Annotated in this window: 25 protein-coding genes; 19 read left to right on the top strand and 6 right to left on the bottom strand. The window is 62.5% G+C overall.

The annotated features are described in order from the left end of the window. Positions 1-48: 48 nt before the first annotated feature. From tig to BUA41_RS09115, 7 genes are all read left to right on the top strand, one after another. On the top strand, positions 49-1,404 hold the full coding sequence (gene tig, locus BUA41_RS09145) for a trigger factor (protein WP_072822001.1): 1,356 nt from the start codon (positions 49-51) through the stop codon (positions 1,402-1,404). Positions 1,405-1,520: 116 nt separating this feature from the next. After that, entirely contained in the window at positions 1,521-2,141 is a 621-nt protein-coding gene (gene clpP, locus BUA41_RS09140; protein WP_072821999.1) for an ATP-dependent Clp endopeptidase proteolytic subunit ClpP, read from the top strand. Between the two features lie 68 nt (positions 2,142-2,209). Next, entirely contained in the window at positions 2,210-3,493 is a 1,284-nt protein-coding gene (gene clpX / locus BUA41_RS09135; protein ID WP_072821997.1) for an ATP-dependent Clp protease ATP-binding subunit ClpX, read from the top strand. A 158-nt stretch (positions 3,494-3,651) separates the two neighbouring features. Continuing rightward, complete coding sequence (gene lon, locus BUA41_RS09130) at positions 3,652-6,060, top strand: endopeptidase La (RefSeq protein WP_072821995.1); 2,409 nt, start codon at positions 3,652-3,654, stop codon at positions 6,058-6,060. Between the two features lie 175 nt (positions 6,061-6,235). After that, a complete protein-coding gene (gene hupB, locus BUA41_RS09125; RefSeq protein ID WP_072821993.1) occupies positions 6,236-6,508 on the top strand; it encodes a nucleoid-associated protein HU-beta in 273 nt (90 codons plus the stop codon). A 324-nt stretch (positions 6,509-6,832) separates the two neighbouring features. Further along, entirely contained in the window at positions 6,833-8,656 is a 1,824-nt protein-coding gene (locus tag BUA41_RS09120; protein WP_072821991.1) for a SurA N-terminal domain-containing protein, read from the top strand. A 183-nt stretch (positions 8,657-8,839) separates the two neighbouring features. Next, a complete protein-coding gene (locus tag BUA41_RS09115) occupies positions 8,840-9,838 on the top strand; it encodes an NADP-dependent oxidoreductase (protein WP_072821989.1) in 999 nt (332 codons plus the stop codon). Positions 9,839-9,848: 10 nt separating this feature from the next. Here the strand turns inward: BUA41_RS09115 and BUA41_RS09110 are convergent, their stop codons facing one another. Continuing rightward, on the bottom strand, positions 9,849-10,133 hold the full coding sequence (locus tag BUA41_RS09110; protein WP_084671360.1) for a YkgJ family cysteine cluster protein: 285 nt from the start codon (positions 10,131-10,133) through the stop codon (positions 9,849-9,851). Continuing rightward, positions 10,130-10,972 (bottom strand): 6-carboxytetrahydropterin synthase, encoded by an 843-nt coding sequence (locus BUA41_RS09105; protein ID WP_072821987.1) that lies wholly within the window; start codon positions 10,970-10,972, stop codon positions 10,130-10,132. Before BUA41_RS09105 ends, BUA41_RS09110 begins: the two co-directional genes overlap by 4 nt. A gap of 397 nt (positions 10,973-11,369) precedes the next feature. Here BUA41_RS09105 and BUA41_RS09100 point away from each other — a divergent pair, with 397 nt between their 5' ends. Continuing rightward, on the top strand, positions 11,370-11,780 hold the full coding sequence (locus BUA41_RS09100; RefSeq protein WP_072822309.1) for an SRPBCC family protein: 411 nt from the start codon (positions 11,370-11,372) through the stop codon (positions 11,778-11,780). Here BUA41_RS09100 and BUA41_RS09095 read toward each other — a convergent pair. The 4 genes from BUA41_RS09095 to flgA form a co-directional block, all read right to left on the bottom strand. Next, complete coding sequence (locus BUA41_RS09095; protein WP_072821985.1) at positions 11,775-13,268, bottom strand: GGDEF domain-containing protein; 1,494 nt, start codon at positions 13,266-13,268, stop codon at positions 11,775-11,777. The genes BUA41_RS09100 and BUA41_RS09095 overlap by 6 nt on opposite strands. Positions 13,269-13,363: 95 nt before the next feature. Further along, positions 13,364-13,816 carry a flagella synthesis protein FlgN gene (locus BUA41_RS09090; RefSeq protein ID WP_072821983.1) on the bottom strand — a complete coding sequence of 151 codons (453 nt, stop codon included), beginning with the start codon at positions 13,814-13,816 and terminating at the stop codon, positions 13,364-13,366. Positions 13,817-13,843: 27 nt separating this feature from the next. Further along, entirely contained in the window at positions 13,844-14,122 is a 279-nt protein-coding gene (gene flgM / locus BUA41_RS09085; protein WP_072821981.1) for a flagellar biosynthesis anti-sigma factor FlgM, read from the bottom strand. A gap of 108 nt (positions 14,123-14,230) precedes the next feature. Then, positions 14,231-14,989 carry a flagellar basal body P-ring formation chaperone FlgA gene (gene flgA / locus BUA41_RS09080; protein WP_084671355.1) on the bottom strand — a complete coding sequence of 253 codons (759 nt, stop codon included), beginning with the start codon at positions 14,987-14,989 and terminating at the stop codon, positions 14,231-14,233. A 164-nt stretch (positions 14,990-15,153) separates the two neighbouring features. Between flgA and flgB the strand changes: the two genes are divergently transcribed. The 11 genes from flgB (at position 15,154) to flgL (ending at position 25,534) form a co-directional block, all read left to right on the top strand. Beyond that, positions 15,154-15,567, top strand: coding sequence for a flagellar basal body rod protein FlgB (gene flgB / locus BUA41_RS09075; protein WP_072821979.1), 414 nt, complete (start codon positions 15,154-15,156; stop codon positions 15,565-15,567). A 6-nt stretch (positions 15,568-15,573) separates the two neighbouring features. Then, positions 15,574-15,981, top strand: a complete 408-nt coding sequence (gene flgC, locus BUA41_RS09070; RefSeq protein WP_072821977.1) for a flagellar basal body rod protein FlgC — start codon at positions 15,574-15,576, stop codon at positions 15,979-15,981. 23 nt (positions 15,982-16,004) lie between these two features. Continuing rightward, positions 16,005-16,700, top strand: a complete 696-nt coding sequence (locus tag BUA41_RS09065) for a flagellar hook assembly protein FlgD (RefSeq protein ID WP_072821975.1) — start codon at positions 16,005-16,007, stop codon at positions 16,698-16,700. 60 nt (positions 16,701-16,760) lie between these two features. Beyond that, entirely contained in the window at positions 16,761-17,954 is a 1,194-nt protein-coding gene (gene flgE, locus BUA41_RS09060) for a flagellar hook protein FlgE (protein WP_072821973.1), read from the top strand. A gap of 82 nt (positions 17,955-18,036) precedes the next feature. After that, the gene (gene flgF / locus BUA41_RS09055) at positions 18,037-18,771 is read left to right on the top strand and encodes a flagellar basal-body rod protein FlgF (protein WP_072821971.1); all 735 of its coding nucleotides are present in this window, start codon (positions 18,037-18,039) and stop codon (positions 18,769-18,771) included. A 34-nt stretch (positions 18,772-18,805) separates the two neighbouring features. Next, positions 18,806-19,588, top strand: a complete 783-nt coding sequence (flgG, locus tag BUA41_RS09050) for a flagellar basal-body rod protein FlgG (RefSeq protein ID WP_072821969.1) — start codon at positions 18,806-18,808, stop codon at positions 19,586-19,588. Positions 19,589-19,590: 2 nt separating this feature from the next. Further along, the gene (locus BUA41_RS09045) at positions 19,591-20,313 is read left to right on the top strand and encodes a flagellar basal body L-ring protein FlgH (RefSeq protein WP_217652793.1); all 723 of its coding nucleotides are present in this window, start codon (positions 19,591-19,593) and stop codon (positions 20,311-20,313) included. 70 nt (positions 20,314-20,383) lie between these two features. Further along, a complete protein-coding gene (locus tag BUA41_RS09040) occupies positions 20,384-21,469 on the top strand; it encodes a flagellar basal body P-ring protein FlgI (protein WP_072822306.1) in 1,086 nt (361 codons plus the stop codon). Further along, positions 21,469-22,542 carry a flagellar assembly peptidoglycan hydrolase FlgJ gene (gene flgJ / locus BUA41_RS09035; protein WP_072821967.1) on the top strand — a complete coding sequence of 358 codons (1,074 nt, stop codon included), beginning with the start codon at positions 21,469-21,471 and terminating at the stop codon, positions 22,540-22,542. Before BUA41_RS09040 ends, flgJ begins: the two co-directional genes overlap by 1 nt. 90 nt (positions 22,543-22,632) lie before the next feature. Further along, entirely contained in the window at positions 22,633-24,288 is a 1,656-nt protein-coding gene (gene flgK, locus BUA41_RS09030; protein WP_072821965.1) for a flagellar hook-associated protein FlgK, read from the top strand. Between the two features lie 25 nt (positions 24,289-24,313). Continuing rightward, a complete protein-coding gene (gene flgL / locus BUA41_RS09025; RefSeq protein ID WP_072821963.1) occupies positions 24,314-25,534 on the top strand; it encodes a flagellar hook-associated protein FlgL in 1,221 nt (406 codons plus the stop codon). Positions 25,535-25,801 lie beyond the last annotated feature (267 nt).

Here is a 25,801-nt window from a genome sequence, read left to right as displayed (position 1 = left end):
CTGCTCTTTTAACGTACCCACAAATGCCCAGCCGGTAGAGGACCTTTCATGCAAGTTTCCGTCGAGACGACTTCACAGATCGAACGCCGCGTCACGGTGCAGGTACCCGCCGCGGAGGTTGATCAGGCTGTTACCGACCGCCTCAAGGACACCGCCCGGAACGTCCGGTTGAATGGCTTTCGCCCGGGCAAGGTGCCGATGGCCGTGGTCAAGCAGCGCTATGGTCGCGACGTGCGCAATGAAGTGGTGGGCGAGATGATGCGCCAGCATTATGTCAGGGCGATCACCGAGCAGAGCCTCAATCCCGCAGGCTATCCTGCCCTCGAGCCGATCGTGAATGAATCCGGCAAGGATCTCGAGTTCGTCGCCACGCTGGAGATCTACCCGGAAATCGAGCTGGCCTCCATCGAGGGCACCGAGATCGAGCGTCCGGTCGCTTCCGTCGAAGAGGCCGATGTCGATCAGATGATCGAGACGCTGCGCAAGCAGAACGCCTCCTGGGAGCCCGTCGAGCGCGCTGCTGCCGAAGGCGATCAGGTCAAGATCGACTTCACGGGCTATCTGGGCGACGAGCCGTTCGAGGGCGGCCAGGCCGAAGGGCACGAGCTGGTGCTGGGCTCCAACAGCTTCATTCCCGGTTTCGAGGAGCAGCTCGAAGGGGTCAAGGCCGGTGACGAGACCGAGATCAAGGTCACCTTCCCCGAGGATTATCAGGCCGAGCACCTGGCCGGTCAGGAAGCCACCTTCAAGGTCAAGGTCCACCAGGTCAACGCCCAGCAGCTCCCGGAAATCGATGATGAATTCATCGCGCAGTTCGGTGTCGAAGCTGGTGATCTCGAGAAATTCCGTGCCGAAGTGCGCAAGAACATGGAGCGCGAGGTCAAGCAGGCCATCGACAATCGCGTCAAGCAGCAGGCACTCGAAGCGCTGAAGGATGCCAACGACATTGTGGTGCCGGCGTCGCTGATCGAACAGGAGACCGATGCGCTCAAGCGTCAGGCAGCGCAGCAGTTCGGGCTGGGCGAGGACTTCGACGTGTCCCAGCTGCCCAACGAATTGTTCGCCGACCAGGCCAAGAGCCGCGTGCAGATCGGCTTGCTGCTGGCGGAGGTGATCAAGGTTCATGAGCTCGATGCCAGCGACGACGAGATCAAGGCCAAGGTCGAAGAGCTCGCGCAGCAGTACCAGCAGCCCGAGCAGGTGATCGAATACTACCTCAAGGACGAGCAGATGAAGAATCAGGTCAAGTCTGCGGTGCTGGAGGAAAAGGCGGTTGACAAGCTGCTGGAGCAGGCACAGGTTAAGGACGTCGACATGTCCTACGAGCAGGCCCTCAAGGCGGCTCAGCAGCAGGATGGCGAAGCTGCAGCCGAGGCGGACGAGCAAGCCGCCACAGACGATTGAAAGCCGCCGTTACCATGAACGCTCGACCCGGCCATGGCCGGGTCACTGGTCATGGGTGGCCTCAGAGCGCAGAATAGTCATGTGTTTTCAAGTCACCGGATTAAGGTAGTCACGCAATGGGCAACGAGTACGACATTCAGAACGCCGGCGGTCTGGTGCCGATGGTGGTGGAGCAGAACGCGCGTGGTGAACGGGCCTATGACATCTACTCTCGGCTGCTCAAGGAGCGAGTGATCTTCCTTGTCGGTCCGGTGGAAGACTACATGGCCAACCTGGTGGTGGCGCAGCTGCTGTTCCTCGAGTCCGAGAACCCGGACAAGGACATTCACCTGTACATCAATTCTCCCGGAGGCTCGGTCACGGCGGGCATGTCGATCTACGACACCATGCAATTCGTCAAGCCCGACGTCTCCACCGTATGCATCGGCCAGGCGGCCAGCATGGGTGCCCTGCTTCTGGCCGGCGGAGCCAAGGAAAAGCGCTTCTGTCTGCCGCATTCGCGGATGATGATCCATCAGCCCCTGGGCGGTTATCAAGGCCAGGCTTCGGATATCGAGATCCACACCAAGGAAATTCTCAACATCCGCCATAAACTGAACAAGATTTTGGCCGATCATACAGGTCAGGATATCGATACGATCGCCCGAGACACCGACCGTGACAACTTCATGGACGGCAATCAGGCGGTGGAATACGGTCTCATCGACGCTGTGCTGGAAAAGCGTCCGGCATCCTGATGGCGTAAATCATAATTCATGCATATCTTGGCGGTCGTCCTGGGCCGCCACAGCCAAGAGGTACGCTAATGGCCGACGGCAAAGGCAAGGACAAGGACGAGGGAAAGCTTCTGTACTGCTCGTTCTGCGGCAAGAACCAGAACGAAGTGCGCAAGCTGATCGCTGGTCCGTCCGTCTATATCTGCGATGAGTGTGTCGACCTGTGCAACGACATCATTCGCGAGGAAGTCCTCGAGGCCGACTCGGAGGGAGATGAGGACCGCCTGCCCGCTCCCCGGGAAATCCGCAACACGCTGGATGACTACGTGATTGGGCAGGACCGGGCCAAGATGGTGCTGTCCGTGGCGGTCTACAATCATTACAAGCGTCTGCGGATGGAGTCGAAGTCCGACGACGTCGAGCTCGGCAAGTCGAACATCCTGCTGATCGGTCCGACCGGTAGCGGCAAGACCCTGCTCGCCGAGACCCTGGCGCGACTGCTCAACGTGCCGTTCACCATCGCCGACGCCACGACCTTGACCGAAGCCGGCTATGTGGGCGAGGACGTCGAGAACATCATTCAGAAGCTGTTGCAGAAGTGCGATTACGATGTGGAAAAGGCACAGAAGGGCATCGTCTACATCGACGAAATCGACAAGATTTCCCGCAAGTCGGATAACCCGTCCATCACCCGGGACGTCTCCGGGGAAGGGGTGCAGCAGGCTCTGCTCAAGCTGATCGAGGGCACCACGGCCTCGGTGCCGCCGCAGGGCGGTCGCAAGCACCCCCAGCAGGAATTCCTGCAGGTCGACACCGGAAATATCCTGTTCATCGTCGGCGGTGCCTTCGCCGGGCTGGACAAGGTGATTCGTGATCGGGCAGAGAAGGGCGGGATCGGCTTCAATGCCACGGTCAAGAGCAAGGACTCCAACAAGGGTGTGGGCGACGTGCTGCTCAACGTGGAGCCCGAGGACCTGGTCAAGTTCGGCCTGATCCCCGAGTTCGTCGGTCGCCTGCCGGTCATCGCCACGCTGACCGAACTCAGCGAGGATGCGCTGGTCCAGATCCTGACCGAGCCGAAGAACTCGTTGATCAAGCAGTATGCCAAGCTGTTCGACATGGAGAACGTCGAGCTCGATTTCCGGGAAGATGCCCTGCGTGCGGTGGCGCGCAAGGCCATGGCGCGCAAGACCGGTGCCCGCGGGCTGCGGTCGATTCTCGAATCGGTACTGCTGGACACCATGTACGAAGTACCGTCACTGGATGGCGTCTCCAAGGTGGTGATCGACGAGTCGGTCATCGCCGGCGAGAGCGAGCCTTTGCTGATCTATTCCAACCAGGAAGAAGGCAAGGTGGCGAACAAGGACGGCTGATGCCGTGCCGCCAGGACGCGGGGGGCTCTGGCCCCCCTTTTGTTGTCGGCAGCAGTGGCCGACGCACGGTTGCAAAACGGTTCATCCGCCCCCATCACCTGTTTCAACCAGTAGCGCCCCATGGCGCACAACTCCCCGATCCTTGAGGAACTTCTGCGATGCAGCAGAGCGCCGATCAGACCCAGAGTCTGCCCCTTCTTCCTCTGCGGGACGTCGTTGTCTATCCGCAGATGGTCATTCCCCTGTTCGTCGGTCGAGAGAAGTCGATCCAGGCCCTCGAGGCGGCCATGGAGACCGACAAGCGCGTTCTCCTTGTCGCCCAGCGCGAGGCCGGGCAGGACGACCCGGATGCCGGTGACCTGTTCGCGGTAGGCACCGTGGCCGAAATCATGCAGTTGCTCAAGCTCCCCGACGGCACCGTCAAGGTACTGATCGAGGGGACGTCACGTGCCGATGTCCACCGGGTGGGCGTCGTCGAGGCGGGCTACAGCGTCGCCGAGATCGCCCTGCGTGAAAGTCAGCCGCTCTCGGAGCGTGAGCAGGAATCCCTGGTGCGCGTACTGCTCAACCAGTTCGAGCAGTACGTGAAGCTCTCCAAGAAGGTGCCCAACGAGGTGCTCAATTCCTTGCAGGGCATCGAGGACCCCAGCCGCCTGGTCGATACCATCTGCGCCCACCTGTCGCTGAAGATCGGCGACAAGCAGGAGCTTCTGGAGATGGACAAGGTGCGGGATCGCATCGAGCACCTGATGGCCTTGATCGAATCCGAGATCGACCTGCTGCAGGTCGAGAAGCGCATCCGCTCTCGGGTCAAGGACCAGATGGAGAAGTCCCAGCGCGAGTACTATCTCAACGAGCAGATGAAAGCCATCCAGAAGGAGATGGGCGAGCTCGAGAACGTGCCCAACGAGGCCGAGAAGTACGAAAAGCTGATCAAGGAATCCGGCATGCCCAAGGAGGCTGCGGACAAGGCCAATCAGGAGTTGGGCAAGCTGAAGATGATGACGCCAACTTCTGCCGAGGCCACCGTCGTGCGCTCCTATCTCGACTGGCTGGTGTCGGTGCCCTGGAAGAAGCGCACCCGCGTCAAGCACGACCTGTCTCATGCCGTCTCGGTGCTCGACGAGGACCATTACGGCCTGGAGGAAGTCAAGGAGCGCATTCTCGAATACCTGGCCGTGCAGAAGCGAGTCAAGAAGCTCAAGGGGCCGGTGCTGTGCCTGGTCGGCCCCCCGGGCGTCGGCAAGACGTCCCTGGGCCAGTCCATCGCCAGGGCGACCAACCGCAAGTACGTGCGACTCGCCCTGGGCGGGATTCGCGACGAATCGGAGATTCGCGGCCACCGGCGTACCTACATCGGCTCGCTGCCGGGCAAGATGATCCAGCGCATGAGCAAGGCCGGCGTCAAGAACCCGCTGTTTCTGCTCGACGAAGTCGACAAGATCGGCATGGATCACCGTGGCGATCCCTCCTCGGCACTGCTCGAGGTGCTCGATCCCGAGCAGAATGACAAGTTCAGCGATCATTACCTGGAACTGGATTACGACCTTTCGGACGTGATGTTCATCTGCACGGCCAATTCGATGAACATCCCCGGCCCCTTGCTGGACCGGATGGAGATCATCCGCCTGCCCGGCTACACCGAGGACGAGAAGCTGGCCATCGCCAATCGCTACCTGGTGCCCAAGCAGCTCAAGGCCAACGGCCTCAAGGAGGACGAGCTGAGCTTCTCCGACGAGGCCGTGCTCGAGATCATCCGCTACTACACCCGCGAGGCGGGGGTGCGCGAACTCGAGAGACAGATCGCCAAGGTATGCCGCAAGGTGCTGCGCGAGCGCATCGAGAAGGAAGGCCAGGAAGGCGCCCAGGCGGCTCAGCGGCTTTCGGCCGATGATATCGAAGGCTATGCCGGTGTGCGCCGCCACAGCTACGGCCTGGCCGACATGGAACATCAGGTCGGCAGGGTGACCGGGCTGGCCTGGACCTCGATCGGCGGCGAGTTGCTCAACATCGAATCCGTGGTGACCCCGGGGAAGGGTCGCGTTCACAAGACCGGTTCCCTGGGCGATGTCATGAAGGAGTCCGTGGATGCGGCGCACACCGTGGTGCGGGCGCGCGCGGTCGCCATGGGAATCGACCCCGAGCGCTTCGAGAAGGAAGACCTGCATATCCACGTTCCCGAGGGCGCAACCCCCAAGGATGGCCCCAGTGCCGGTATCGCCATGGTCACGGCCATGGTGTCGGCCTATACCGAGCGTCCCATTCGTTGCGATGTGGCGATGACCGGCGAGGTCAATCTGCGAGGGGAAGTCATGCCCATCGGCGGGCTCAAGGAGAAATTGCTGGCTGCCCGGCGCGGTGGTATAAAGACGGTGCTCATTCCAGAGGAGAATCGTCGCGACCTCAAGGAGGTTCCGGATAATATCAAGGATGCACTCGATATTCGTCCGGTACGTTGGATAGACGAGGTTCTCGATCTCGCGTTATTGAATAATACGGACGCTAATGGTGATGATAATCGCCAGGATGATGCCTCGCCATCACGACCCATGGCCAGCACGCATTGAGATGTCTATCACAATATAGCGACGTCTAAACACCGAAATGGCGGGGGTTTGCGCCTTAATTACTTGACACAAGTTTCGCGGCATTGCTATAAATTATGTTTTGCTGTGGTCGCGCAAGCCACCCGAATAGTAGCGCCGATTTCCAGTAATTTTTGAAACAGTCAAGGGGTGAAGTGTGAATAAATCTGAGCTTATTGAAGCTATCGCTGCGTCCGCCGATATTCCCAAGGCAGCAGCCGGTCGCGCGCTGGATGCGATGATCGAGTCCGTCACCGATAGCCTGAAAAAAGGCGATTCCGTGGCGCTGGTTGGGTTTGGCACATTTACCGTCAAAGAGCGTGCCGCTCGCACCGGCCGCAATCCTCAGACGGGCAAGCCGATCAATATCAGCGCGGCCAAGGTGCCCAGCTTCAAGGCCGGTAAAGCACTCAAGGATTCAGTCAACTGAACTAGAGCTTATCTGAAAAAGTCAGCGAGCGAGGTCTAGACAAGGCAAAAATTGGCGAAGAAGCGGAGTTTACGCAGTGTAAATGAGCATCTTGAGACAATTTTTAACGCCGTATGGACGAGCGCAGGTACTTTTCAGGCGAAGTCTACGCGTTGTCCCGAGAGTGAATGCGGGGCCTAGCAGTGATATCAGGGTGCCGATGACCGACCATGGTGTTGAGCATTTTCATCTTGCCGACAGTCTTCACTCATGACCCCCGATGCCAGGCGTATCGCGTAAGCGGTACGCCTTTTTATTATCCTGTCCACAGCATTCGAGGCTAGCATGCTGCAACAAATCCGTGACCGCTCCCAAAGCATGATCGCCAAGATCATCGTCGGTGCGGTGGTCGTCGCCCTGGCGCTTTTCGGCATCGAATCCGTCGTCGGACTCTTTACCAGCGGCGGTGACGATGTCGTCGAGGTCAACGGTGAGCCGATTACCCGACAGCAGGTAGAGATGGAAGTGCAGCGTGCGATTCGTTCGGGGCAGGTGCCCCCTGAGCAGGAGCGCGAGTTGCGCAGCCAGGTGATCGAGCAGATGATCACCCTGGAGTTGCTCGATCAGTACGCTGTTGAAGGTGGAATGACCATCTCGGATCAGCAACTCGATAGGGTGATCGTCAATCGCGAGGAATTCCAGGATCAGAGCGGTGACTTTTCCACCGAGCTGTTTCGCAACCGCCTGGCGAGTGCCGGGTACACGCCGCTCTCCTTCCGCGGCCAGCTCAGGTCCGACCTCATTCGCCAGCAGGTACAGCAGGGGCTGGCCGACAGCGAGTTCCTGCTCGACAGCGAACGCCGCCGGCTCGCCGAGTTGCAGAACCAGACGCGCAGCTTCCGTTACCATCGGCTCGATGCCGAGGACATCGAAGGTGAGATCGAGATCTCCGAGGCGGATCTCCAGAGCCACTACGATGCCCAACAGGACGAATTTCGTCGCCCCGAGCAGGTGCGCCTGAATTACGTCATTCTCGACCAGGCCGAAATGGCCGAATCCGTCGAGATAGACGATCAGGCGCTGCGCGAGGCCTATGCCGAGCGTCAGCGTGATGCAGGACGGCGGGTATCGCACATCATGGTGGCCCATGGCGAGGAGCGTACCGAGGAGGAAGCCCGGCAGCGCCTGCAGGAGGTTCGCCAGCGACTCGAGTCGGGAGAGGAGTTCGCCAGCCTGGCCGCGGAGTATTCCGACGACGAGACGACCGCCGACAGCGAGGGTGATCTGGGTTACATCAATCGTGGCTTCTTCGGAGAAGCCTTCGAGGATGCCGCCTTCTCTCTCGAGCAGGGGGAAGTCTCGGACATCGTCGAGACGGACAATGGCTTCCACCTCATCAAGGTGACGGATTTCGATCTGCCGCCTTTCGAGGAAATGCGCGACGAACTCCGCGAGCAGCTTGCGATGGACAGGGCCCTCGACCGCTTCAATGAAAAAGCGCAGCGTCTTATCGACGAAAGCTTTGCCGCAGAAGATCTGGCCAGTGTCGCCGAGGATCTCGATCTCGAGCTGCAGCAAAGCGATTGGGTATCCCGGGGCGCGGTGGACGGAGTGCTTGCAGAGCCCGGCGTGATGGCGGCAGCCTTCGAGCCCGACGTTCTCAATGAAGGATATAACAGCGAGGTGATCGAGCTCGATGAACAGCGGCGCATGGTGCTGCGCGTTGCCGATCACCGTGAGGCGGCGACCCTGCCCCTGGAGGAAGTGCAGGAGGAAGTTCGCCGGCAGGTCGCGGTGCAGAAGACCCGCGAGGCCCTGCGTGAACGAGCGCAGAGGCTGGTCGAGGCGCTGCGCAGTGACGATCCTCCCGAGCTTGACTGGCAACGTGCCGATGGGGTGTCGCGCCAGCAGGATGGGGACATACCCGAACCTGTTCTGCGCACGGCCTTCAGACTGCCCAAGCCCGACGGAGAAACCGTCTACGGGCAGACCGCCGACGGGCAGGACATCGTGCTGATCGCGCTTACCGACGTCGCCCAGGGTGAGCAGGCCTCGGACTCGCAGATCACCGCCTTCGCCGCGCAGCTTGTCGAGAGATTGCGTGCTCAGGCAGCCGTTCAAGGGTTGTTGGAGGATTTGCGGGCCGAGGCCGAAATCGAGCGTCTCTAGCCATCCGGCAGTCCCTGTTCGTCCTGTCCATGGAGCGCGGCCTTGCCGCGCTCTTCTTTTAACGCATCCGCCCGCCATCTGTCGTCTAGTCTGGGATGACATGTTACGTTACGGCTCAGGCTGTCTATTAGCCTGTTAACAGGCTGTCTGGAGATCCTTTACCGGGACGCAAGGAGCGCCACCATGCAAAGCCGCTACTACACGATTACCGAGTACCCCGAAGGTCTGCCTGGCGAGGAGATATTTCGCCTGCGCGAGGAAGCGTTGCCGGAGCTGAACCAGGGCGAGGTTCGCGTCCGCAACACCTGGCTCTCCGTCGACCCCTATATGCGAGGCCGGATGAGCGGGGTGCGTACCTATATCGACCCCTTCGAACTGAACATGCCGCTCGAGGGTGCGGCGATCGGGGAGGTGGTCGAGTCTCGGGACGAGCGCTTCAAGATGGGCGACAAGGTTCGCCACATGGCGGGCTGGCGTGACATCGCCCAGCTGAAAGGCGACGAACTCGAGCCATTGCCTGGTCATCAGGTGCCCGAACAGGCGTATCTGGGCGTGCTGGGGATGCCGGGCATGACCGCCTGGACCGGACTCAACCGTATCGCCGAGATGAAAGAAGGGGCGAATGTCCTGGTCAGTGCGGCCAGCGGGGCGGTCGGTTCCCTGGCGGTTCAGCTGGCCAAGGCCAAGGGCGGGCAGGTCGTGGGCATCGCCGGCAGTCAGGACAAGCTCGATTGGCTCGAGTCCCGCGGTGTCACGGCCGTGAGCTACCGGGACAGGAATGCCCGGGAACTCACGGAAGCCTTGCAGGATGCCTGCCCGGACGGCTTCGACATCTATTACGAGAATGTCGGCGGGGTAGTGCTCGAGGCCGCGCTCAATTGCCTGCGCACCTACGCGCGTATTGCGGTCTGCGGCATGATCGCGCGCTACAACGATGAGCAACCGGTACCGGGGCCCAGCAACATCGCCAATATTCTGATCAAGCGCGCCCGCATGGAAGGCTTCATCGTCTTCGAGCACTGGAATCATTACACCACCTTCCTTGACGAGGTCGGCCCGTTGGTGGAGCGCGGTGAAATCGACTACAGGGAAACCGTCGAGCAGGGGCTGGAACGGACCCCGGCAGCATTCTTCAAGCTCTTCGAGGGAAGCAACCGGGGCAAGATGCTGGTCAAGCTATGAGGCGACTTCTTCAGGTCGCCACCTCCAGGGCAGCGATTCTTTGCAGGGCGTCATCCCGATCGCTCCCGCAGAGTTCGCTGTCGTAGCCGAAGTGCCGGCATACCTCGGGCCGGCGCGGGTCGTCGAACAGCCGGCACAGGTTGTGCTCGTCGAGCTGAACGCAGCGCACGCCGGCGGGCTTGCCTTCGGGCATGCCCGGAATGGGCGAGCTGATCGAGGGGGCGACGCAGCAGGCGCCGCAACCGGGGCGGCAGTCCGGTTGAACGCTTTCGGAAGGCATGCGGAATTCGCTCATGGGCTTGCCTCGGCGATGGCGCCCTTGCCGATGCCTTCGAAGACCTGGACCCGAACGCCTTGGCCGCGATCCCGGGCCACCTGCTCGGCCAGCCAGGCCGCGATGTGTTCTACGCTGGTGGGAATCGGCAGGACATCGCAGCGCGCACGCGGCAGGCGAAGCTGGAAGCGACCTTGGGTGGACCGATAGCCTATCGTCAACGCCTCTTTCGATGTCGCATCGCCGTCGAGTATGTCCTCCGCGGCCACCAGGTAACGGTCGTCGAGTCGCTGTGCCCATTGCGTCTCGAGGAGGGGCGAACGCTCGCCGTCGCACCAGATGTGCAGTCGCGACCGATGGCCGTGGGCGATACGCTGGCAGTTGCCTGGATGGCGCTTGAGTCCATGGCTATAGGTGTAGGCCGCCCCGTCGATCTGTTCTTCCCGCAGCTTGAGGCGGATCGCCTCGACTCGAGGCGGTGGGCGCCGCGTGAGTGCCTCGCTGTAATGGCGTGCCAGGCGCTCGATGCCGATCTCGCTCCAGGGCAGCAATGTGAACGCCTGCCGGGGGGCTCGTATCTCGAAATCGTAGGGGAGGGTAGTACGCATGCAGAGGCCTTCGCTGCACTCCTGCACGGTCAGCTTTGGTGCCTGGGTGGGCACCAATAGTGTGTGATCCGGGCTGGTATCCAGGCGCGAGGTGATCCACGACTTGGCCTCGTCGAAACCGAACAGCATGCCATCTTCACCGACTTCACCGTCGAGTTGGGCATCTACCTGCCAGCTGGCGCCGATCAATCCCCGACGCGGGCACCAGAGCGAGACATCGAGCTGCGTCAGGGCATTGACGAAAAGCGTCATTGGTCGATTTCCAGTGTCGTTAGGGAATTGCTGAATAAATCGCCGAGCGAAATGAAGTGCAAGGCGCACGGAGCGCAGGAAATGAGACATAACATGGGGTTAGGCGAATTTCGACCGGGCTGGCGCACCAGCACCGCGCAACGCAGCAATTCGTTCGTGTAGGCATTTATGCAGTGATTCCTTAGTTCGAGCCCGGAAAAACTTTCGGGGCCAGGCATGATCGGGTCGCGCAGATTGCCCACGGGCATTGTACCCATCGGAGAGGCGTCACGGCCAGGCAAGGGCAGGCCGTGGCTGCAGGATGACGTGCCCGCCGAGCCCGGGGATGGGGCTGGTGATTCATGGTGGCGGACGTTACTCTCGTGTCAGCTGTTTTATTGCCAACCAGGGAAAGCGCATGGCGACCATCGAACACAGTGCGATATTGCACGCTCCTCGCGAGAGGGTCTTCGCCCTGCTCGAGAGGGTCGAGGATTTCGTGGACTATTCCGACCAGATCAAGGCCATCGAACCTCTCGGTGGTCGTCGCTATCGCTGGCACGTGCATGCCGTGGGAATGGACTGGAGCTTCGATGTCGAGGTGACCGACATCAAGCCGCCAGACGTTCTGGCCTGGGAGTCGATAGACGGGGTGCGCAACAGCGGCCGCTACGAGTTGTTCACCGTGCCCGAGGGCACCCGGGTCAGGCTGACCGTCGAATATCAGATTCGCAACAGGCTGGTCGAAAGGGCGGTGAACAAGGCGGCCCGCCCGCTGGTGAACCAGGTCAGTCGCCAGATTCTCGAACGTGTCGAGGCGCGCTTATAGGTGGGAGCGACCCGCCGTGACGCGGTTGCGACCTTCCCGCTTGGAGAGGTACATGCGTTGGTCGGCGGTCTGGATCATCGCTTCCGAGGTTTCGAAATCCCCGTCCTTGAGGCTGGCGATGCCGATCGAGGCGGTGACATACAGTGTCACGTCCGGCGATGCCACCAGGGGGTGATCGCGCAGCTCCACGCAAAGCCGGTCGGCGAATGCCAGCGCCTCCGGCAGCTCCCGGCCGGGGAGAACGGCCAGGAACTCCTCCCCGCCATAACGCCCCACGACCGTGCCGGCATCGCTTATCCGCAGCAGCAGTTCGGCGAACGCCTTGAGCGCCTCGTCCCCCTGATGGTGGCCATAGAGGTCATTGATCTGCTTGAAATGATCCAGGTCGATGAAAACCAGGGACAGCTCGAGCGCGTCACGCTTGGCATCGGCAAAATGCTGTTCGAAAAGTATCGTTAGATGTCGCCGATTGTAGAGGTGGGTCAGGGGGTCGAAGCGCGCCACGCGATCCAGCTGTTGATTGTGGGACCGCAGGTGCTCCAGCTCGCTGTCGACCTGCTGGAGGTTCCGCTGCATCTCCAGGTTGCGCTCCAGCAGCAACTGCTTGGCCGCGAACAGCAGGCGCTGCGGGTCGATGCGTTCGGGGGTCTCGACATCCAGCAGTTCGGCAATCATGGGCAGCCGTTCCTGGATGCGGCCGAGCAGGGCTTCCCGCTGCACTCCCTTTCCCAGCCAGGTGTCGAGCTGGGCCAGGGTGTTGGGCCCGTCCCCGGCTAGCCATATATCGGCCAACCGCCCCGACAGCATGACGCACTCCGCCCCGCTGAGAGACGAAGTTCCCACGGGGCTGTCATGACTGTGGCGTATCCAGTCGCAGCAGCGCCGGGAGAGCCCCCAGCTGGCGGCCAGCCAGGCGCCGATCTCGGTGTGGTCCGCGCCCAGCTCGTTGCGTTCCCGCTTGCCCACCTCATCATGACGACGCAGATCGCCGATGATCTCGGCGTAGGAGGGCCCCTCGATCGTATCCAGGGCCAGCATGCCGATGTCCTGCAGCAGGGCCGCCGTGAACACGCTGGCTCCCTCGGGGTCCTCGGGCAGCAGGCGGGCGAGCTCCTGGGCCGCGATGGCGCTGGTCAAGGAACGCTGCCAATAATAGTGCAGGTCCAGCCCCAGCCCCTTGGATCTCTGTCGATTGCCGTAACTGCGTGCCAGGCTGAACCCGAGGGCGAGGGAGACGGTCATTTCGAGGCCCAGGCGATCGACGGCCTCGCGCAGCGTGTCCGCGGGGCGCAGATGAGCGTAGAACACCGTGTTGGCGAGCGAGATGAGGCGCGCGGTGAGAGCGGAGTCGTGATTCAGCGGCTCGGCGATGGATTGAAGCCGGGTACTCTTGTCCTGGGCGAGTTCGATGACCTTCAGGACTGCGGTAGGGAGCGAAGGCAGCTGAGTGCATGAGGCCAGGGATTCGCGAAGCGCATCGTTGATCAAGCAGTCACTCTCCATAACAAATATCGAATTGGCTCACAACTTCGCCAGCAGGACGCCGCAGCAGCGACACTCTCGGCGCTGCATGCTCAGTGCTCTCAGGCGCAGGAACTCACCCCGCCGAGACTTCCCAGGCGCGACTGGCCGTCGGGGCCATAGAGGGCCTGGCCGGCTGCATTTCTGAGGAAATCGAGGATCTTCTGGTTTTGGGCGAGGCGTGAACCGATCAACAGCCCATTGAGTTGGTTGAGCTGCCTGGCATGCAGGGCGCGTTGGCGAAACTCGAGCCAGGCATCGAGGCATCCCGCGTCCCTGGCGGCAGTCTCTGCACCCTGGCGACCCTCGCCATAGCCTAGCCGGCGCTGAGCGCTCAAGCGCTGGGTCTCGAGCCGTTCGAGCTGGGTAACCTGGGCTTGCTTCTGCCTGGCTTGCTCGGATAACCGCTGGCCGTCCACCTGCCCCGCGGAGAGGCTTTCGCGCTCGGCTTCGAGCACCGTGATGAAGGCTTCGAGATGCTCGCGCTGTCGAGCGATGTGCTGGGCCAGACTCATGGGAGAAGCTCCGCAGGGGATTGTTCGTCAGCTGGAGTGATCCAGCAGGTCTCGCACGCTGTCGATCAGGCCATCGGCGATACGTTCGGGCCGAATGTCGAGGCGGCCTTCGCTGATGGCCTGGCGCAGTTCCGCGACCCGCGCGGCATCGACGTCGTGGCTGGTATCACTGGCTCCGGTGCTCAGGTGCGTGACACTGGCCGGGCTGGAAGCCCGCGACTCGCTACCGCTCTGGGCAGGGGCCACTCTCTTGGTGGCCTCACTCTGGTTGGCATGATTTAGGGGCTGGGTGCTGTCGATCTTCACGGGAACATCCTTTCGAGAGTGCGCTTTCACACACTATCGGCTACGAGGTGCACAACTTTAAGGGCGTCACGGAAAAAATAGTACGTCAGGCAACCCAATCTTGCCTACTCAAAAGGGAATTTCGAGACGATCAGGGCCGGTCACGGTTGCCCTCAACTGGTCGCCACTGGCGATACGCAAGCGAACCGAATCCCCCAGTGCTCCATTGTCGAGGGCCTTGGCCTCGCGCTTCACGCTGAATCCTCCGCCCCGGGCAACGACCGTCACCACGTCACCTCGTTCGACCAGCCTCTCACGGCGCAGGTGGTGAGACTGCAGCAGCGATCCCGTGCGCAGCGGGCGCGCTGCCGTCAGCCCCAGGGCCTCGTCCCTGTCGAGCAGCGCATGGCGTGGCAACCGTTCCAGCCGACCCTCGGCAAGCTCGATGTCCTGTGCGGTAATGGTTGCCCCGGGGGCGATGTCCCGAGCGGCAACGACATGATCGACCAGCACCGACACCTCGGCCTGCAGGTAGCGCACCGGGCCGGTGGCATTGCCGCAACGCACTCCCACCGAGACGCGGCCATGGAGCCGCTGGTCGGGCCTGGTCAGAAAGGGTTGGGGCGCCTCGCACCGGGGCAGGCGGGCGGAGCCGGGATGCACGCGGATCGTGATGTCGCGCCCCAGGTCGCGAGTCCGTTCTGCCAGGAAGTCTTTCACACGCCGCTCGATCAGCCCCTCGTCGGGGGAGGGCGAGTTCGCCTGGGCGCCACTCGAGAGCAGCGCCAGCCCCCACAGCAGCGTCACCCCCAGCAGCTTCAGCACCGTTACGAGCGTCGTTCCCGAGACGTTGTCAGCTCCCGGGCGAGGATAGTGCGCGGTCAGCATCTTGAGCCTCTTCCTGTCGAATGAGGCTGATTCTAGAAGAGTGTGCAAAAGCTCATGCGCGGAAATGATGGGCAAATCTGGGTTTGTTTTTGCCTTTGGTGGGATGCCTGGGCGTCTATTCTCCACCCTGAATCTTTCCCCATGAAAAACAAGGGGCCTTGACGATGATCGACAAGCTCGAAGGTGCACTGCGCTTCCACCAGGAGGCACTCAACCTGCGTGCCGAACGCCAGAAGGTGTTGGCCAGCAATATCGCCAACGCCGACACGCCCGGCTACAAGGCGCGGGACATGAACTTCTCCGGTGAGCTCTCGCGCGCCATGCAGCAGGGGCGTGCCGACGCGAGTGGCCTGGCCCTGGCGACCACCTCGAGTCGCCATATCGCGGCCCAGGGGGCGGCCTCGGTCGGTCGCGACCTGCTCTATCGCGTGCCCGACCAGCCGAGCCTGGACGGCAATACCGTCGACATGGACCGCGAACGCGCGCAGTTTGCCGACAACGCGGTGCGCTATCAAGCGAGCCTGACCGTCCTGAATCGCAAGATCCAGGGCCTCAAGTCGGCCATGCAACCGGAGTGATCCTAGATGTCAATGTTCAGCGTTTTCGATATTTCCGGCTCGGCCATGAGCGCCCAGGCGCAGCGCATGAATGTCACCGCCAGCAACCTGGCGAATGCCGACAGCGTGGCCGGCCCCAACGGCCAGGCCTACCGCGCCAAGCAGGTGATGTTCGAGACCCAGTCCCAGGTCGGTAATGGCGTCGGTGGCGTACGTGTCACCGAGGTCGTCGAGGACCCGACGCCGATGCGCCTCGAGTACCGTCCCGAGCATCCCCTGGCCGACGAAGAAGGCTATGTCAGCTTGCCCAACGTCGAGCCGGTCAACGAGATGGTCAACATGATCGCCGCCTCCCGTTCCTACCAGGCCAACGTCGAGGTCATGAACACCAGCAAGACGCTGATGCTCAAGACCCTGACCCTGGGTGAAAACTGATCCGGCGCCTCAGGAGACAAGCCATGGCCAACACGATCGACAGCAGCGTCCTGAATAGCCTGAATCCCGCCGCCGGGAGCGGCAACGCGAAGGGGACCAGCCAGGAATTGAGCGATAGCTTCATGACCCTGCTGGTGACCCAGCTCAAGAATCAGGACCCCCTGAAGCCGATGGAAAATGCCGAGATGACCTCGCAACTGGCGCAGATCAACACGGTGAACGGCATCCAGGAGCTCAACACGACCCTCGAGGGCATCACCGGCCAGATCGACGCCGGGCAGACCCTGCAGGCCGCCGCCTTGATCGGGCAGGGGGTGCTGGTGCCGGGCGACCAGATCCTGGTCGGCAAGGGCAGCGATGCGGTCGAGGGTGTGGCGACCACCTCCTTCGGTGTCGAGCTGGCAAGCCCCGCCGAGCAGGCGACGATCACCATCACCAACGGCAGCGGCGAAGTGATCAGAACCTTCGACGTGAAGCAGCTGAACAAGGGCGTCGAGTCCTTCACCTGGGACGGCACCCTGGCGGACGGCAAGACGACCGCCCCCGCCGGGGCCTACCGCTTCAGTGTCGAGGCGACCAGCGGCGACGAACCCGTGGCGGTAACCTCCCTGAACTATGCCGTGGTCGGTGGGGTGGCCAAGACGGAGGGCGGCCCGCGACTGGACCTGGGCGCCAAGATGGACTCGGTAGGACTCGAGGATGTACGCCAGATTCTCTAGGGCGTCCATTCCAATAAAAAAGAAAGATAGCTGAAAGCAAACACGCGCAGGAGTAGAAACATGGGTTTTTCACAAGCACTCAGCGGCCTGAATGCCGCCTCGGCCAATCTCGACGTGGTCGGCAATAACATCGCCAACTCCCAGACCGTGGGCTTCAAGAGCTCGAGCGTGCAGTTCGCCGATGTCTACGCCGGTGCCAAGGTCGGTCTGGGCACCCGGGTGTCCGCGGTGCTGCAGGACTTCAGCAACGGTACCCTGGAGAGCACCAACCGCAATCTCGACCTGGCGATCAGCGGCGGCGGCTTCTTCCGCATGACCCAGAACGACCAGGTGGTCTATTCCCGCAACGGCCAGTTGACCATGACCAGCGACGGCTATCTGGAGAACGCCCAGGGGGCGCGCCTGACCGGCTTCCCCGCAGGCGTGGGTGCCGGCGGCCAGCCCCAGGAACTGAAGATCCCCTCCGAGGGACTCGCGGCCAACCCGACCACCGCCATCGATACCAGCCTCAATCTGAATGCAGAAGATGCCACCATCGATCGCGCTACGGTCACTTTCGACGCGGCGGACCCCACCACCTACTCCTACGCCAACAGCGCCACGGTCTACGATTCCCTGGGTGTCGCCCACAACGTGACCATGTACTTCACCAAGACCGCCGACAACCAGTGGGAAGTGCGCCAGCGGATGGATGGCTCGGCACCCGTTCCGGATAATGTCGGGAGCCTGTCCTTCAACGCCAACGGCACCCTCGACACGGCAGGCAGCACATTCCCCACCTATGGCTTCACGCCCGGCGGTGGCGCCGATCCGCTCACTTACGATATCGACTTTGCCGGCACCACCCAGTTTGGCGGCGACTTCGAGCTCAGCTCGCTGAACCAGAACGGCTATACCTCCGGCAGCCTGGTGGGCATCGCCATCAACGACGACGGCAACATCGTCGGCAACTTCTCCAACGAGCAGTCCCAGGTGCTGGGCACCATCAGCCTGGCCAACTTCCGCAACCCGGAAGGCCTGCAGCCGGTCGGCGACAATGCCTGGGCGGAAACCGGCAAGTCCGGTCAGGCGCTGCTGGGCCAGGCCGGCACCGGCATGTTCGGCAGCGTGGAGTCCGGGGTTGTCGAGACCTCCAACGTCGATCTGACCAGCGAACTGGTCGACCTGATCATCGCCCAGCGTAACTTCCAGGCGAACACCAACTCGGTGCGCACGCAGTCCGAAGTATTGGAGAGCGTCGTGAACCTGCGTTGATCGCACTGAGTCTGCCGGGTCTGTCGACCCGGCAACGGACTGATCTGAATCATCCCGAGCCGAATCAGGAGAGCCGGAACCCATGGATCGTCTTCTTTACACCGCGATGAGCGGCGCCAGGCAGAGCATGGACCTGCAGGCGGTGATCAACCACAACCTGGCCAACGCCTCGACACCGGGCTTTCGCGCCGAGCTGCAGGCCATGCGTGCCGTGCCGGTACAGGGCGATGGCCTGCCGACTCGCACCATGGTCGCGGCGACCACGCCGGGCAGCGACTTCAGCCACGGTGCCATCAGCACCACGGGCCGCGAACTGGATGTGGCCATCGACGGTGACGGCTGGCTGGCGGTACAGACGCCCGATGGCGAGGCCTATACCCGACGCGGCGACCTGCAGATCGACGCCAATGGCGTGGTGACCAATCTGGGGCGTCCGGTGATGGGCGACGGTGGACCCATCGTGGTGCCTCTGGGCGCCCAGGTCAGCATCGGCAGCGACGGCACGCTGAGTGCACTGATCCCCGGGGGCGAGCCCACCACCATGGGGCCGGCGGGCCGGCTCAAGCTGGTCAACCCGGAGCTTGGCAGCCTGGTTCGCGGCGAGGACGGGCTCTTTCGTCCCAAGGGCGGTGGCGTGCTGCAGGCCGACGAGACGGTGCGCGTGGTCAGCGGCGCCTTGGAGGGCAGCAACGTCAGTCCTACCGAGACCATGGTGGCGATGATCGATAGCGCGCGGCGTTACGACATGCAGATGAAGACCATCGAGAGCGCCAACGAGAACGCCCAGCGAGCCAACAATCTACTGTCGATCACGTAACGATCCGACATCTTTTCTTGCAAGGAATTGAAACATGATCAGATCGCTTTGGACGGCCAAGACGGGGCTCGAATCCCAGCAGGTGCAGATGGACGTCATCGCCAACAACCTGGCCAACGTCAGCACCAACGGCTTCAAGCGCTCCCGGGCGGTATTCGAGGACCTGCTGTACCAGAACCTGCGTCAGCCCGGCGCGCAATCCACCGTGCAGGACAACCTGCCTTCCGGGATGCAGATCGGCAGCGGGGTGCGTCCCGTAGCCACCGAACGTCTGCACACCCAGGGCGGGCTCGAGAACACCCAGAACTCCCGTGACCTGGCGATCAGCGGCAAGGGGTTCTTCCAGGTGCTGCGCCCGGATGGCACCACCGCCTATACCCGGGACGGCAGCTTCCAGGTCAACCAGAACGGCCAGATGGTCACCGCCAGCGGCTACCCCATCGAACCGGCGGTCTTCATTCCCGAGAATGCCCTGTCCGTGTCGATCAGCCAGGACGGTGTCGTCTCGGTGACCCAGCCGGGCACCTCCGAATCCAACCAGGTCGGCCAGCTGCTGTTGTCCACCTTCACCAACCCCACCGGGCTCGAGAGCATCGGCGAGAACCTCTACCTCGAGACCAACGCCTCGGGGCCGCGCAACGACAGCGTCCCCGGGCTCAACGGCGCCGGCACGCTCTACCAGGGCTATGTCGAGACCTCCAACGTCAACGTGGTCGAGGAGATGGTCAGCATGATCCAGACCCAGCGCGCCTACGAGATCAACAGCAAGGCCGTGCAGACCTCCGACGAGATGCTGGCGCGTCTGAGCCAGATGTGAGCATGGCACCCATGGGCATCGAGCAGCACAGCATACCTCGTACCACTCCGATCCTTCGCCAGGCGCTGCGTGTGCTGCTGGTGCTGGGAGCACTGCTGGTCATCGCAGGCTGCGCGCAGATACCGCGTGCCTCCGTGGTCGGCGACCAGGAGACCGTGGTGGTGGTCGAGCCGCCACCGCCATTGGCCAATGGCGCGATCTATCAACCGGGCAGGGGATACCAGCCGCTGTTCGAGGATCGCCGGCCACGCATGGTCGGCGACATCCTGACCATCGTGCTCGATGAAGAAGTCAGTGCCAGCAAGAACTCCTCGGCCAATGCCGGGCGCAGTGGCTCGGCCAGCCTCGAGCTGGCCCAGCTGCCCGAGGAGCTGGAAAAGCTCATCGAGTACAACTTCGAGGCTTCCGGCGAGAACGACTTCTCCGGCAGTGGCGGTGCCAAGGCGACGAACTCGTTCACCGGCACCATCACCGTGACGGTGATGGACGTGCTCTACAACGGCAACCTGCGCGTGCGGGGCGAGAAGCAGATCGCCATCAACCAGGGCACCGAGTTCATTCGATTCTCGGGGGTGGTCAACCCGCGCACCATCAGCGGACAGAACACCGTACCCTCGACCCAGGTCGCTGATGCGCGCATCGAATACGTTGGCGATGGCTATATCAACGAGGCGCAGACCATGGGCTGGCTGCAGCGCTTCTTCCTCAACGTGTCGCCTTTCTGAGGGGCATATGAACCACAGGTCGATGAAAATGAGTCACCGCCAACGTTATCGCGCTCTTCTTGTGCGCTCGATGTTCACCCTCTTCCTGGCGCTGTTCGTCGTCCAATCGGCTCAGGCGGAACGCCTGCGCGACCTGGCCTCGTTCGTTGGCGTGCGTGACAACGCCCTGGTGGGATACGGCCTGGTGGTCGGCCTCGACGGCACCGGCGACCAGACGACCCAGGCGCCGTTCACCACCCAGAGCCTCACCAACATGCTGTCCCAGCTGGGCATCACCGTGCCGCCGGGCACCAATATGCAGCTCAAGAACGTGGCGGCGGTGATGATCACCGCCGAACTGCCGCCGTTCTCGCGCCAGGGGCAGAGGATCGACGTGGTGGTCTCCTCGGTGGGCAATGCGCGTAGCCTGCGTGGCGGTACGCTGCTGATGTCTCCTCTCAAGGGGGCCGATGGACGCACCTATGCCATGGCCCAGGGCAACGTGCTGGTGGGGGGCGTCGGCGCCGAAGCGGGGGGCAGCAGCGTGCAGATCAACCAGCAGGCCGGGGGACGCATCACCAACGGCGCGACAGTCGAGGCGGAAGTGCCCCTGGTGCTCGGCGCCGATGGCACCCTCGACCTGCAACTCGACACCTTCGATTTCGATACCGCCCAGCGCGCCGTCACGGCGATCAACAACGAGTTCGGCGCCCCGGTTGCGTCGGCGCTGGACGGTCGCGTCATTCGCTTGAATGCCCCGATAGACCGCAACGACCAGGTGCGCTTCATGGCCCGGGTACAGAACGTCGATCTGACCCTGGGAGAGGGTCCGGCGCGGGTCATCATCAATTCGCGCACCGGCTCCGTGGTGCTGACCAGTGCCGTGACCCTGAACCGAGCCGCGGTGGCCCATGGCAACCTGTCGATCACCATCGACTCCAATCCCCAGGTCAGCCAACCCAACCCCTTCAGCCAGGGGGAAACCGTCGTGGTTCCCAATGCCGATATCAGCGTGGCCCAGGAAGGGGGCGCCCTGCAGATGATGGAAACCAGCGCCGATCTGGCCGAAGTGGTCAACGCCCTCAACGCCCTGGGCGCCACCCCCCAGGATCTGATGTCGATCCTGCAGGCACTCCAGGCAGCGGGCTCGCTGCGGGCCGAACTGGAGATCATCTGATGAGCGCCGGCAATATCAGCAGCCAGTTCGCCCTCGACCTGCAGGGCCTGCAGCGCCTCAAGCACACCGCCGGCAACGCGCCCGGCGAAGGGCTCGAGGCAGCGGCGGAGCAGTTCGAGTCGATCTTCCTGCAGATGATGCTCAAGAGCATGCGCGAGACGATTCCCGAGTCCGGCCTGCTCGACAGTCAGCAATCGGACTTCTATATCGAGATGCTCGACAAGCAGTGGTCCCAGCATCTGTCAGGGCAGGGGATCGGCCTGGCGGAGCAGTTGATCAATCAGCTCGAGGGGCGTGGTCTGGTCCCCAGGCCGTCCGGTGTCAGCGAGAACCTGATCGCCGGCATCCCGCGGGGCACTCCTCGCGTGCTGCATGATGGCCTGAGTGGCGATGCGGCAGAAGACGCCAGGAGTGCCATCGAGCCCGACAGCCCCGTGAACCTGTTCGACGAGCTCGACCTGCGCGCCAGGGACTCGGCTGCCGTGGCGTCTGTCGAGCCGGCGGCGCCTCGGCGCGAACAGCCGGATCACGTGGTCCAATTCCTTTCCAGGCTCGAAGCGCCCGCGGAACGGGCCAGCCGCACCACCGGGGTGCCGGCCAAGCTCATCCTCGCCCAGGCGGCCTTGGAGACGGGCTGGGGGCGGCACGAGATTCCCACCGCCGATGGCGGCAACAGTCACAACCTGTTCGGCATCAAGGCCGGCAGTCGCTGGCAGGGTGCGACCACCGACATCACCACCACGGAATACGTGAACGGGCGGCCCATTCAGCAGGAGGATCGTTTCCGGGTCTATGGCTCCTTCGAGGAGGCCTTCACCGATTATGCCCGTCTGATCGGCGACAATCCGCGTTACAGTGGCGTGATCACCGCGCCGGATGCTCCGGCGGCCGCCCGGGCCCTGCAGAACGGAGGTTATGCCACCGACCCGGCCTACGCCGACAAGCTGATCGCGGTCATGGAAAGCTTCGAGAAGCGCTCGCCATCGATGTCGGCAAGCGCCGGTGCCTCCGACAATCTCCCGGGGCGGGACAAGAACTTTTCCATTGGCAGGGCGCCGACGAGTATTTTTTGAGTAGAAAATAACGATCGAATTGCATCTGTCACTCAAGTTTAGGGCGGCTCCGGCCGATATCCATAGCAATCACTGAATCGGAACGGACTCATGAGCCTCTTTTCCATCGGCCTGAGTGGCCTGAGTGCGGCGCAGACCGCCCTGCAGACGACCGGCAGCAATATCAGCAATGTCTATACGCCGGGCTACAACCGCCAGCTGACCCTGCTGGGAGAGAGCAGCACTGGCGGGGGCGTGCAGGTGAACGACGTGCAGCGCCAGTTCAACACCTACGTCGCCTCGCAGCTCAACGAGGCCAAGGGCAGCTCCAGCGCCTTGCAGGCCTACTCGACCCAGATCAGCCAGATCGACAACCTGCTCGCCGACCGCGAAGCCGGACTGGCGCCCTTGATGCAGAACTTCTTCTCGTCCCTCGAGGACCTCGCCAGTGCGCCGTCCGATCCGGCGGCCCGTCAAGGCGTGCTCGGCACCGCCGAAACCCTCACCGCCCAGTTCCGTTCCTTCGACAGTTACCTCGACGACATGCAGTCCGGCATCAATGGCAAGATTCGTGACGAGGTCACCCAGATCAACAACAGCGCCGACCAGGTGGCCAAGCTCAACCGCGAGATCATCCTGGCCAAGGCCAAGACCGGTGAGGCGCCCAACAGCCTGCTGGACCAGCGCGACAAGATGGTGGCCGAACTTGGCCAGCGCGTCGGCGTCAAGCTGACCGTCCAGGATGGCGGCAGCTACAACCTGACCATCGGCAACGGCCAGCCCCTGGTGGCGGGCAACCGCAGCTTTCCCCTGGAAGCCGTGGGTTCGGCGGTGGATCCGTCACGTACCGTGGTGGCCTATCGCGACGCCAGCAACAACGTCATCGAACTGGCCGAATCGACCTTCGACAAGGGTACCCTGGGCGGTCTGATGACCTTTCGCAGCGAGTCCCTGGACAAGACCCAGAATCAGCTCGGCCAGATGGCACTGAACCTGGCTACCGAGTTCAACGCCCAGCACGCCAAGGGCCTGGATCTCAATGGCGATCCCGGCAAGGCATTCTTCAGCATTCCTTCGGCGAAGGTGATCCCCAATGCCGGCAATGACGGCAGCGGGGTCACGGTGGAGGTGGCCTTCGTGGACAGCGCGAAGGTATCGACCAGCGATTACGACATACGTTACGAGGGACCTGGTGCCGCGGATTTCGTGATAACGCGCAAGGACAGCGGTAGCCAGGTGAACGCCACTGCCGGGACCGATGCGAATGGCGATCCCACCCTGGCCTTCGATGGTGTCGAATTGACCGTGACGGGCAGCCCGGTCCCAGGCGATCGCTTCGAATTGCAGCCCACCCGGGATCTTGCCGGGGGGGTCGATGTCGAGATCACCGACGGTGCCGAGATAGCGGCAGCGGAAGATACCGATCCCAGCTCCGCCACGGACCCGGTTTCCAAGGGCGATAACCGCAATGCCCTGGAACTGCAGGCCCTGCAGAGCCGCAATATCGTCGGCGGGAATGCCAGCCTCAACGAAGCCTACGCCTCCATCGTCAGCGATGTGGGCAATCGCACCAACGTGGTCAAGGCCAACCTCTCGGCTCAGGAAGGGCTGACCGAGCAGTTGACCGCGGTTCAGCAATCCGAATCCGGGGTCAACCTGGATGAAGAAGCCGCCAACCTGCTGCGCTTTCAGCAGTACTATCAGGCCAATGCCAAGGTCATCGACATCGGCACGCGTGTGCTCGATGCCGTTCTCGGCCTGCGCTGAATATCATCGATTCTGAGGCGACATCATGCGTATCAGTACCGTCACCATGTTCGAATCCAGCCTGTCGTCCATGAATCGGCAGCAGAGCGACTTTCTCAAGGTCGGCCAGCAGCTTGCCACCGGGCGACGGGTTGTCAATCCGTCCGACGACCCGCAGGCTGCCTCCCGGGCAGTTTCCGTTTCCCAATCCATGGCGCTCACCCAGCAGTACGCCGACTCGCGAGTTACCGCCGCCAACGCCTTGTCCCAGGAGGAGAGCGTACTCAACAGCGTCAGTGACGGAATCGCCAGCGCCAAGACGCTGATCATCCAGGCGGGCAATGGCACCCTGAGCGATGCCGATCGCGCCTCGATCGCTGCCGAGCTCAGGGGTGTCTACGAGAACCTGCTGGGCCAGGCCAATGCCACCGATGGCAATGGCACCTATCTGTTCGGTGGCTACAAGGACGATGCGCCGCCTTTCGTGAAGGCCACTGACGGCTCGGTTAGCTACAAGGGAAGTGACGAAGGCGTCAGGGAGCAGCAGGTCGATGCCTCCCGGCGAATGCCCGTGGGTGACAACGGCAAGACGGTCTTCGAAGGTGTTCCCAGCGGGGCCGGCTATGTCGCTTCCGCGGCGCCTGGCAATAACGGCAGCGTGACCTTTACCGGGCCGACGCGAGTGGATGCCGCCGATCCGGGCTATGGCGATGGATATGAAGTCAGTTTCGCCGACAATGCCGGTGTCCTGGAATATACCGTGACCAACACGACCACCGGTAACGCCGTGCCTGGTCACACTGGCGTAACCTACACTGCCGGAGACAGTCTGGAGTTCGGAGGTTTGTCGGTCACGCTCGAAGGGGCGGCTCAGGCCGGTGACACGATTTCCATGGCCAAGGCCGAGGATCGCAGCATCTTCACCACCCTGGAGAACGCCATCGCGGCACTGGAAGCCCCGACGGAGTCGGCCAAGGCCAGGGCCGCACTGCAGAACACTCTCTCCACGACGAGTCGCGAACTCGACAACAGCCTCGACAACGTGCTGACCGTGCGTGCCTCCGTGGGGGCGCGTCTCAACGAACTGGACGTGCTCGATTCCGTGGGCGGCAACCGATCATTGACCTACGAGCAGACACTCTCCGAGCTGGTCGACCTCGATTACGCCAAGGCGATCTCGGATTACACCCTGCGCCAGGTCGGCTTGCAGGCCTCCCAGAAGGCCTTCGTCGACATTCAGGGCATGTCGCTGTTCGATCGCCTGTAAAAGGCTACGCTTGATTCATTCCATTTTCAGGCCGGTCGGGCGCCAATGCCCGCCGGCTTTTTTCGGCTCTTCGTCGTTTCCTGTGGATTTGACCTGAGCCATCGCCCGATGAATCGGGCTGCTACCACCCCGGTGGCGCTGATCACTCGTGGGAGTTCGCTTCAGCGAGCGAGGGTTGATTCATCGCCGGATGAATCGGGCTCCTACCACCCCGGTGGCTCGGAGCATTTGTGGGAGCTCGGTTTACCGAGCGAGGGGGGTGGCTGG

It is taken from the genome of Modicisalibacter ilicicola DSM 19980 (assembly GCF_900128925.1).
Taxonomy (GTDB): Bacteria; Pseudomonadota; Gammaproteobacteria; order Pseudomonadales; family Halomonadaceae; genus Modicisalibacter; species Modicisalibacter ilicicola.
Note: the sequence above shows the minus strand (reverse complement) of the source record. Positions and strands in the feature narration are given on the sequence as shown.

Bases quoted from the DNA above. Each gene is read 5' to 3' on its own strand.
- tig (WP_072822001.1), top strand. From the start codon at position 49: ATGCAAGTTTCCGTCGAGACGACTTCACAGATCGAACGCCGCGTCACG.
- clpP (WP_072821999.1), top strand. From the start codon at position 1,521: ATGGGCAACGAGTACGACATTCAGAACGCCGGCGGTCTGGTGCCGATG.
- clpX (WP_072821997.1), top strand. From the start codon at position 2,210: ATGGCCGACGGCAAAGGCAAGGACAAGGACGAGGGAAAGCTTCTGTAC.
- lon (WP_072821995.1), top strand. From the start codon at position 3,652: ATGCAGCAGAGCGCCGATCAGACCCAGAGTCTGCCCCTTCTTCCTCTG.
- BUA41_RS09120 (WP_072821991.1), top strand. From the start codon at position 6,833: ATGCTGCAACAAATCCGTGACCGCTCCCAAAGCATGATCGCCAAGATC.
- BUA41_RS09115 (WP_072821989.1), top strand. From the start codon at position 8,840: ATGCAAAGCCGCTACTACACGATTACCGAGTACCCCGAAGGTCTGCCT.
- BUA41_RS09110 (WP_084671360.1), bottom strand. From the start codon at position 10,133: ATGAGCGAATTCCGCATGCCTTCCGAAAGCGTTCAACCGGACTGCCGC.
- BUA41_RS09105 (WP_072821987.1), bottom strand. From the start codon at position 10,972: ATGACGCTTTTCGTCAATGCCCTGACGCAGCTCGATGTCTCGCTCTGG.
- BUA41_RS09100 (WP_072822309.1), top strand. From the start codon at position 11,370: ATGGCGACCATCGAACACAGTGCGATATTGCACGCTCCTCGCGAGAGG.
- BUA41_RS09090 (WP_072821983.1), bottom strand. From the start codon at position 13,816: ATGAGTCTGGCCCAGCACATCGCTCGACAGCGCGAGCATCTCGAAGCC.
- flgA (WP_084671355.1), bottom strand. From the start codon at position 14,989: ATGCTGACCGCGCACTATCCTCGCCCGGGAGCTGACAACGTCTCGGGA.
- flgB (WP_072821979.1), top strand. From the start codon at position 15,154: ATGATCGACAAGCTCGAAGGTGCACTGCGCTTCCACCAGGAGGCACTC.
- flgC (WP_072821977.1), top strand. From the start codon at position 15,574: ATGTCAATGTTCAGCGTTTTCGATATTTCCGGCTCGGCCATGAGCGCC.
- BUA41_RS09065 (WP_072821975.1), top strand. From the start codon at position 16,005: ATGGCCAACACGATCGACAGCAGCGTCCTGAATAGCCTGAATCCCGCC.
- flgE (WP_072821973.1), top strand. From the start codon at position 16,761: ATGGGTTTTTCACAAGCACTCAGCGGCCTGAATGCCGCCTCGGCCAAT.
- flgF (WP_072821971.1), top strand. From the start codon at position 18,037: ATGGATCGTCTTCTTTACACCGCGATGAGCGGCGCCAGGCAGAGCATG.
- flgG (WP_072821969.1), top strand. From the start codon at position 18,806: ATGATCAGATCGCTTTGGACGGCCAAGACGGGGCTCGAATCCCAGCAG.
- BUA41_RS09045 (WP_217652793.1), top strand. From the start codon at position 19,591: ATGGCACCCATGGGCATCGAGCAGCACAGCATACCTCGTACCACTCCG.
- BUA41_RS09040 (WP_072822306.1), top strand. From the start codon at position 20,384: ATGTTCACCCTCTTCCTGGCGCTGTTCGTCGTCCAATCGGCTCAGGCG.
- flgJ (WP_072821967.1), top strand. From the start codon at position 21,469: ATGAGCGCCGGCAATATCAGCAGCCAGTTCGCCCTCGACCTGCAGGGC.
- flgK (WP_072821965.1), top strand. From the start codon at position 22,633: ATGAGCCTCTTTTCCATCGGCCTGAGTGGCCTGAGTGCGGCGCAGACC.
- flgL (WP_072821963.1), top strand. From the start codon at position 24,314: ATGCGTATCAGTACCGTCACCATGTTCGAATCCAGCCTGTCGTCCATG.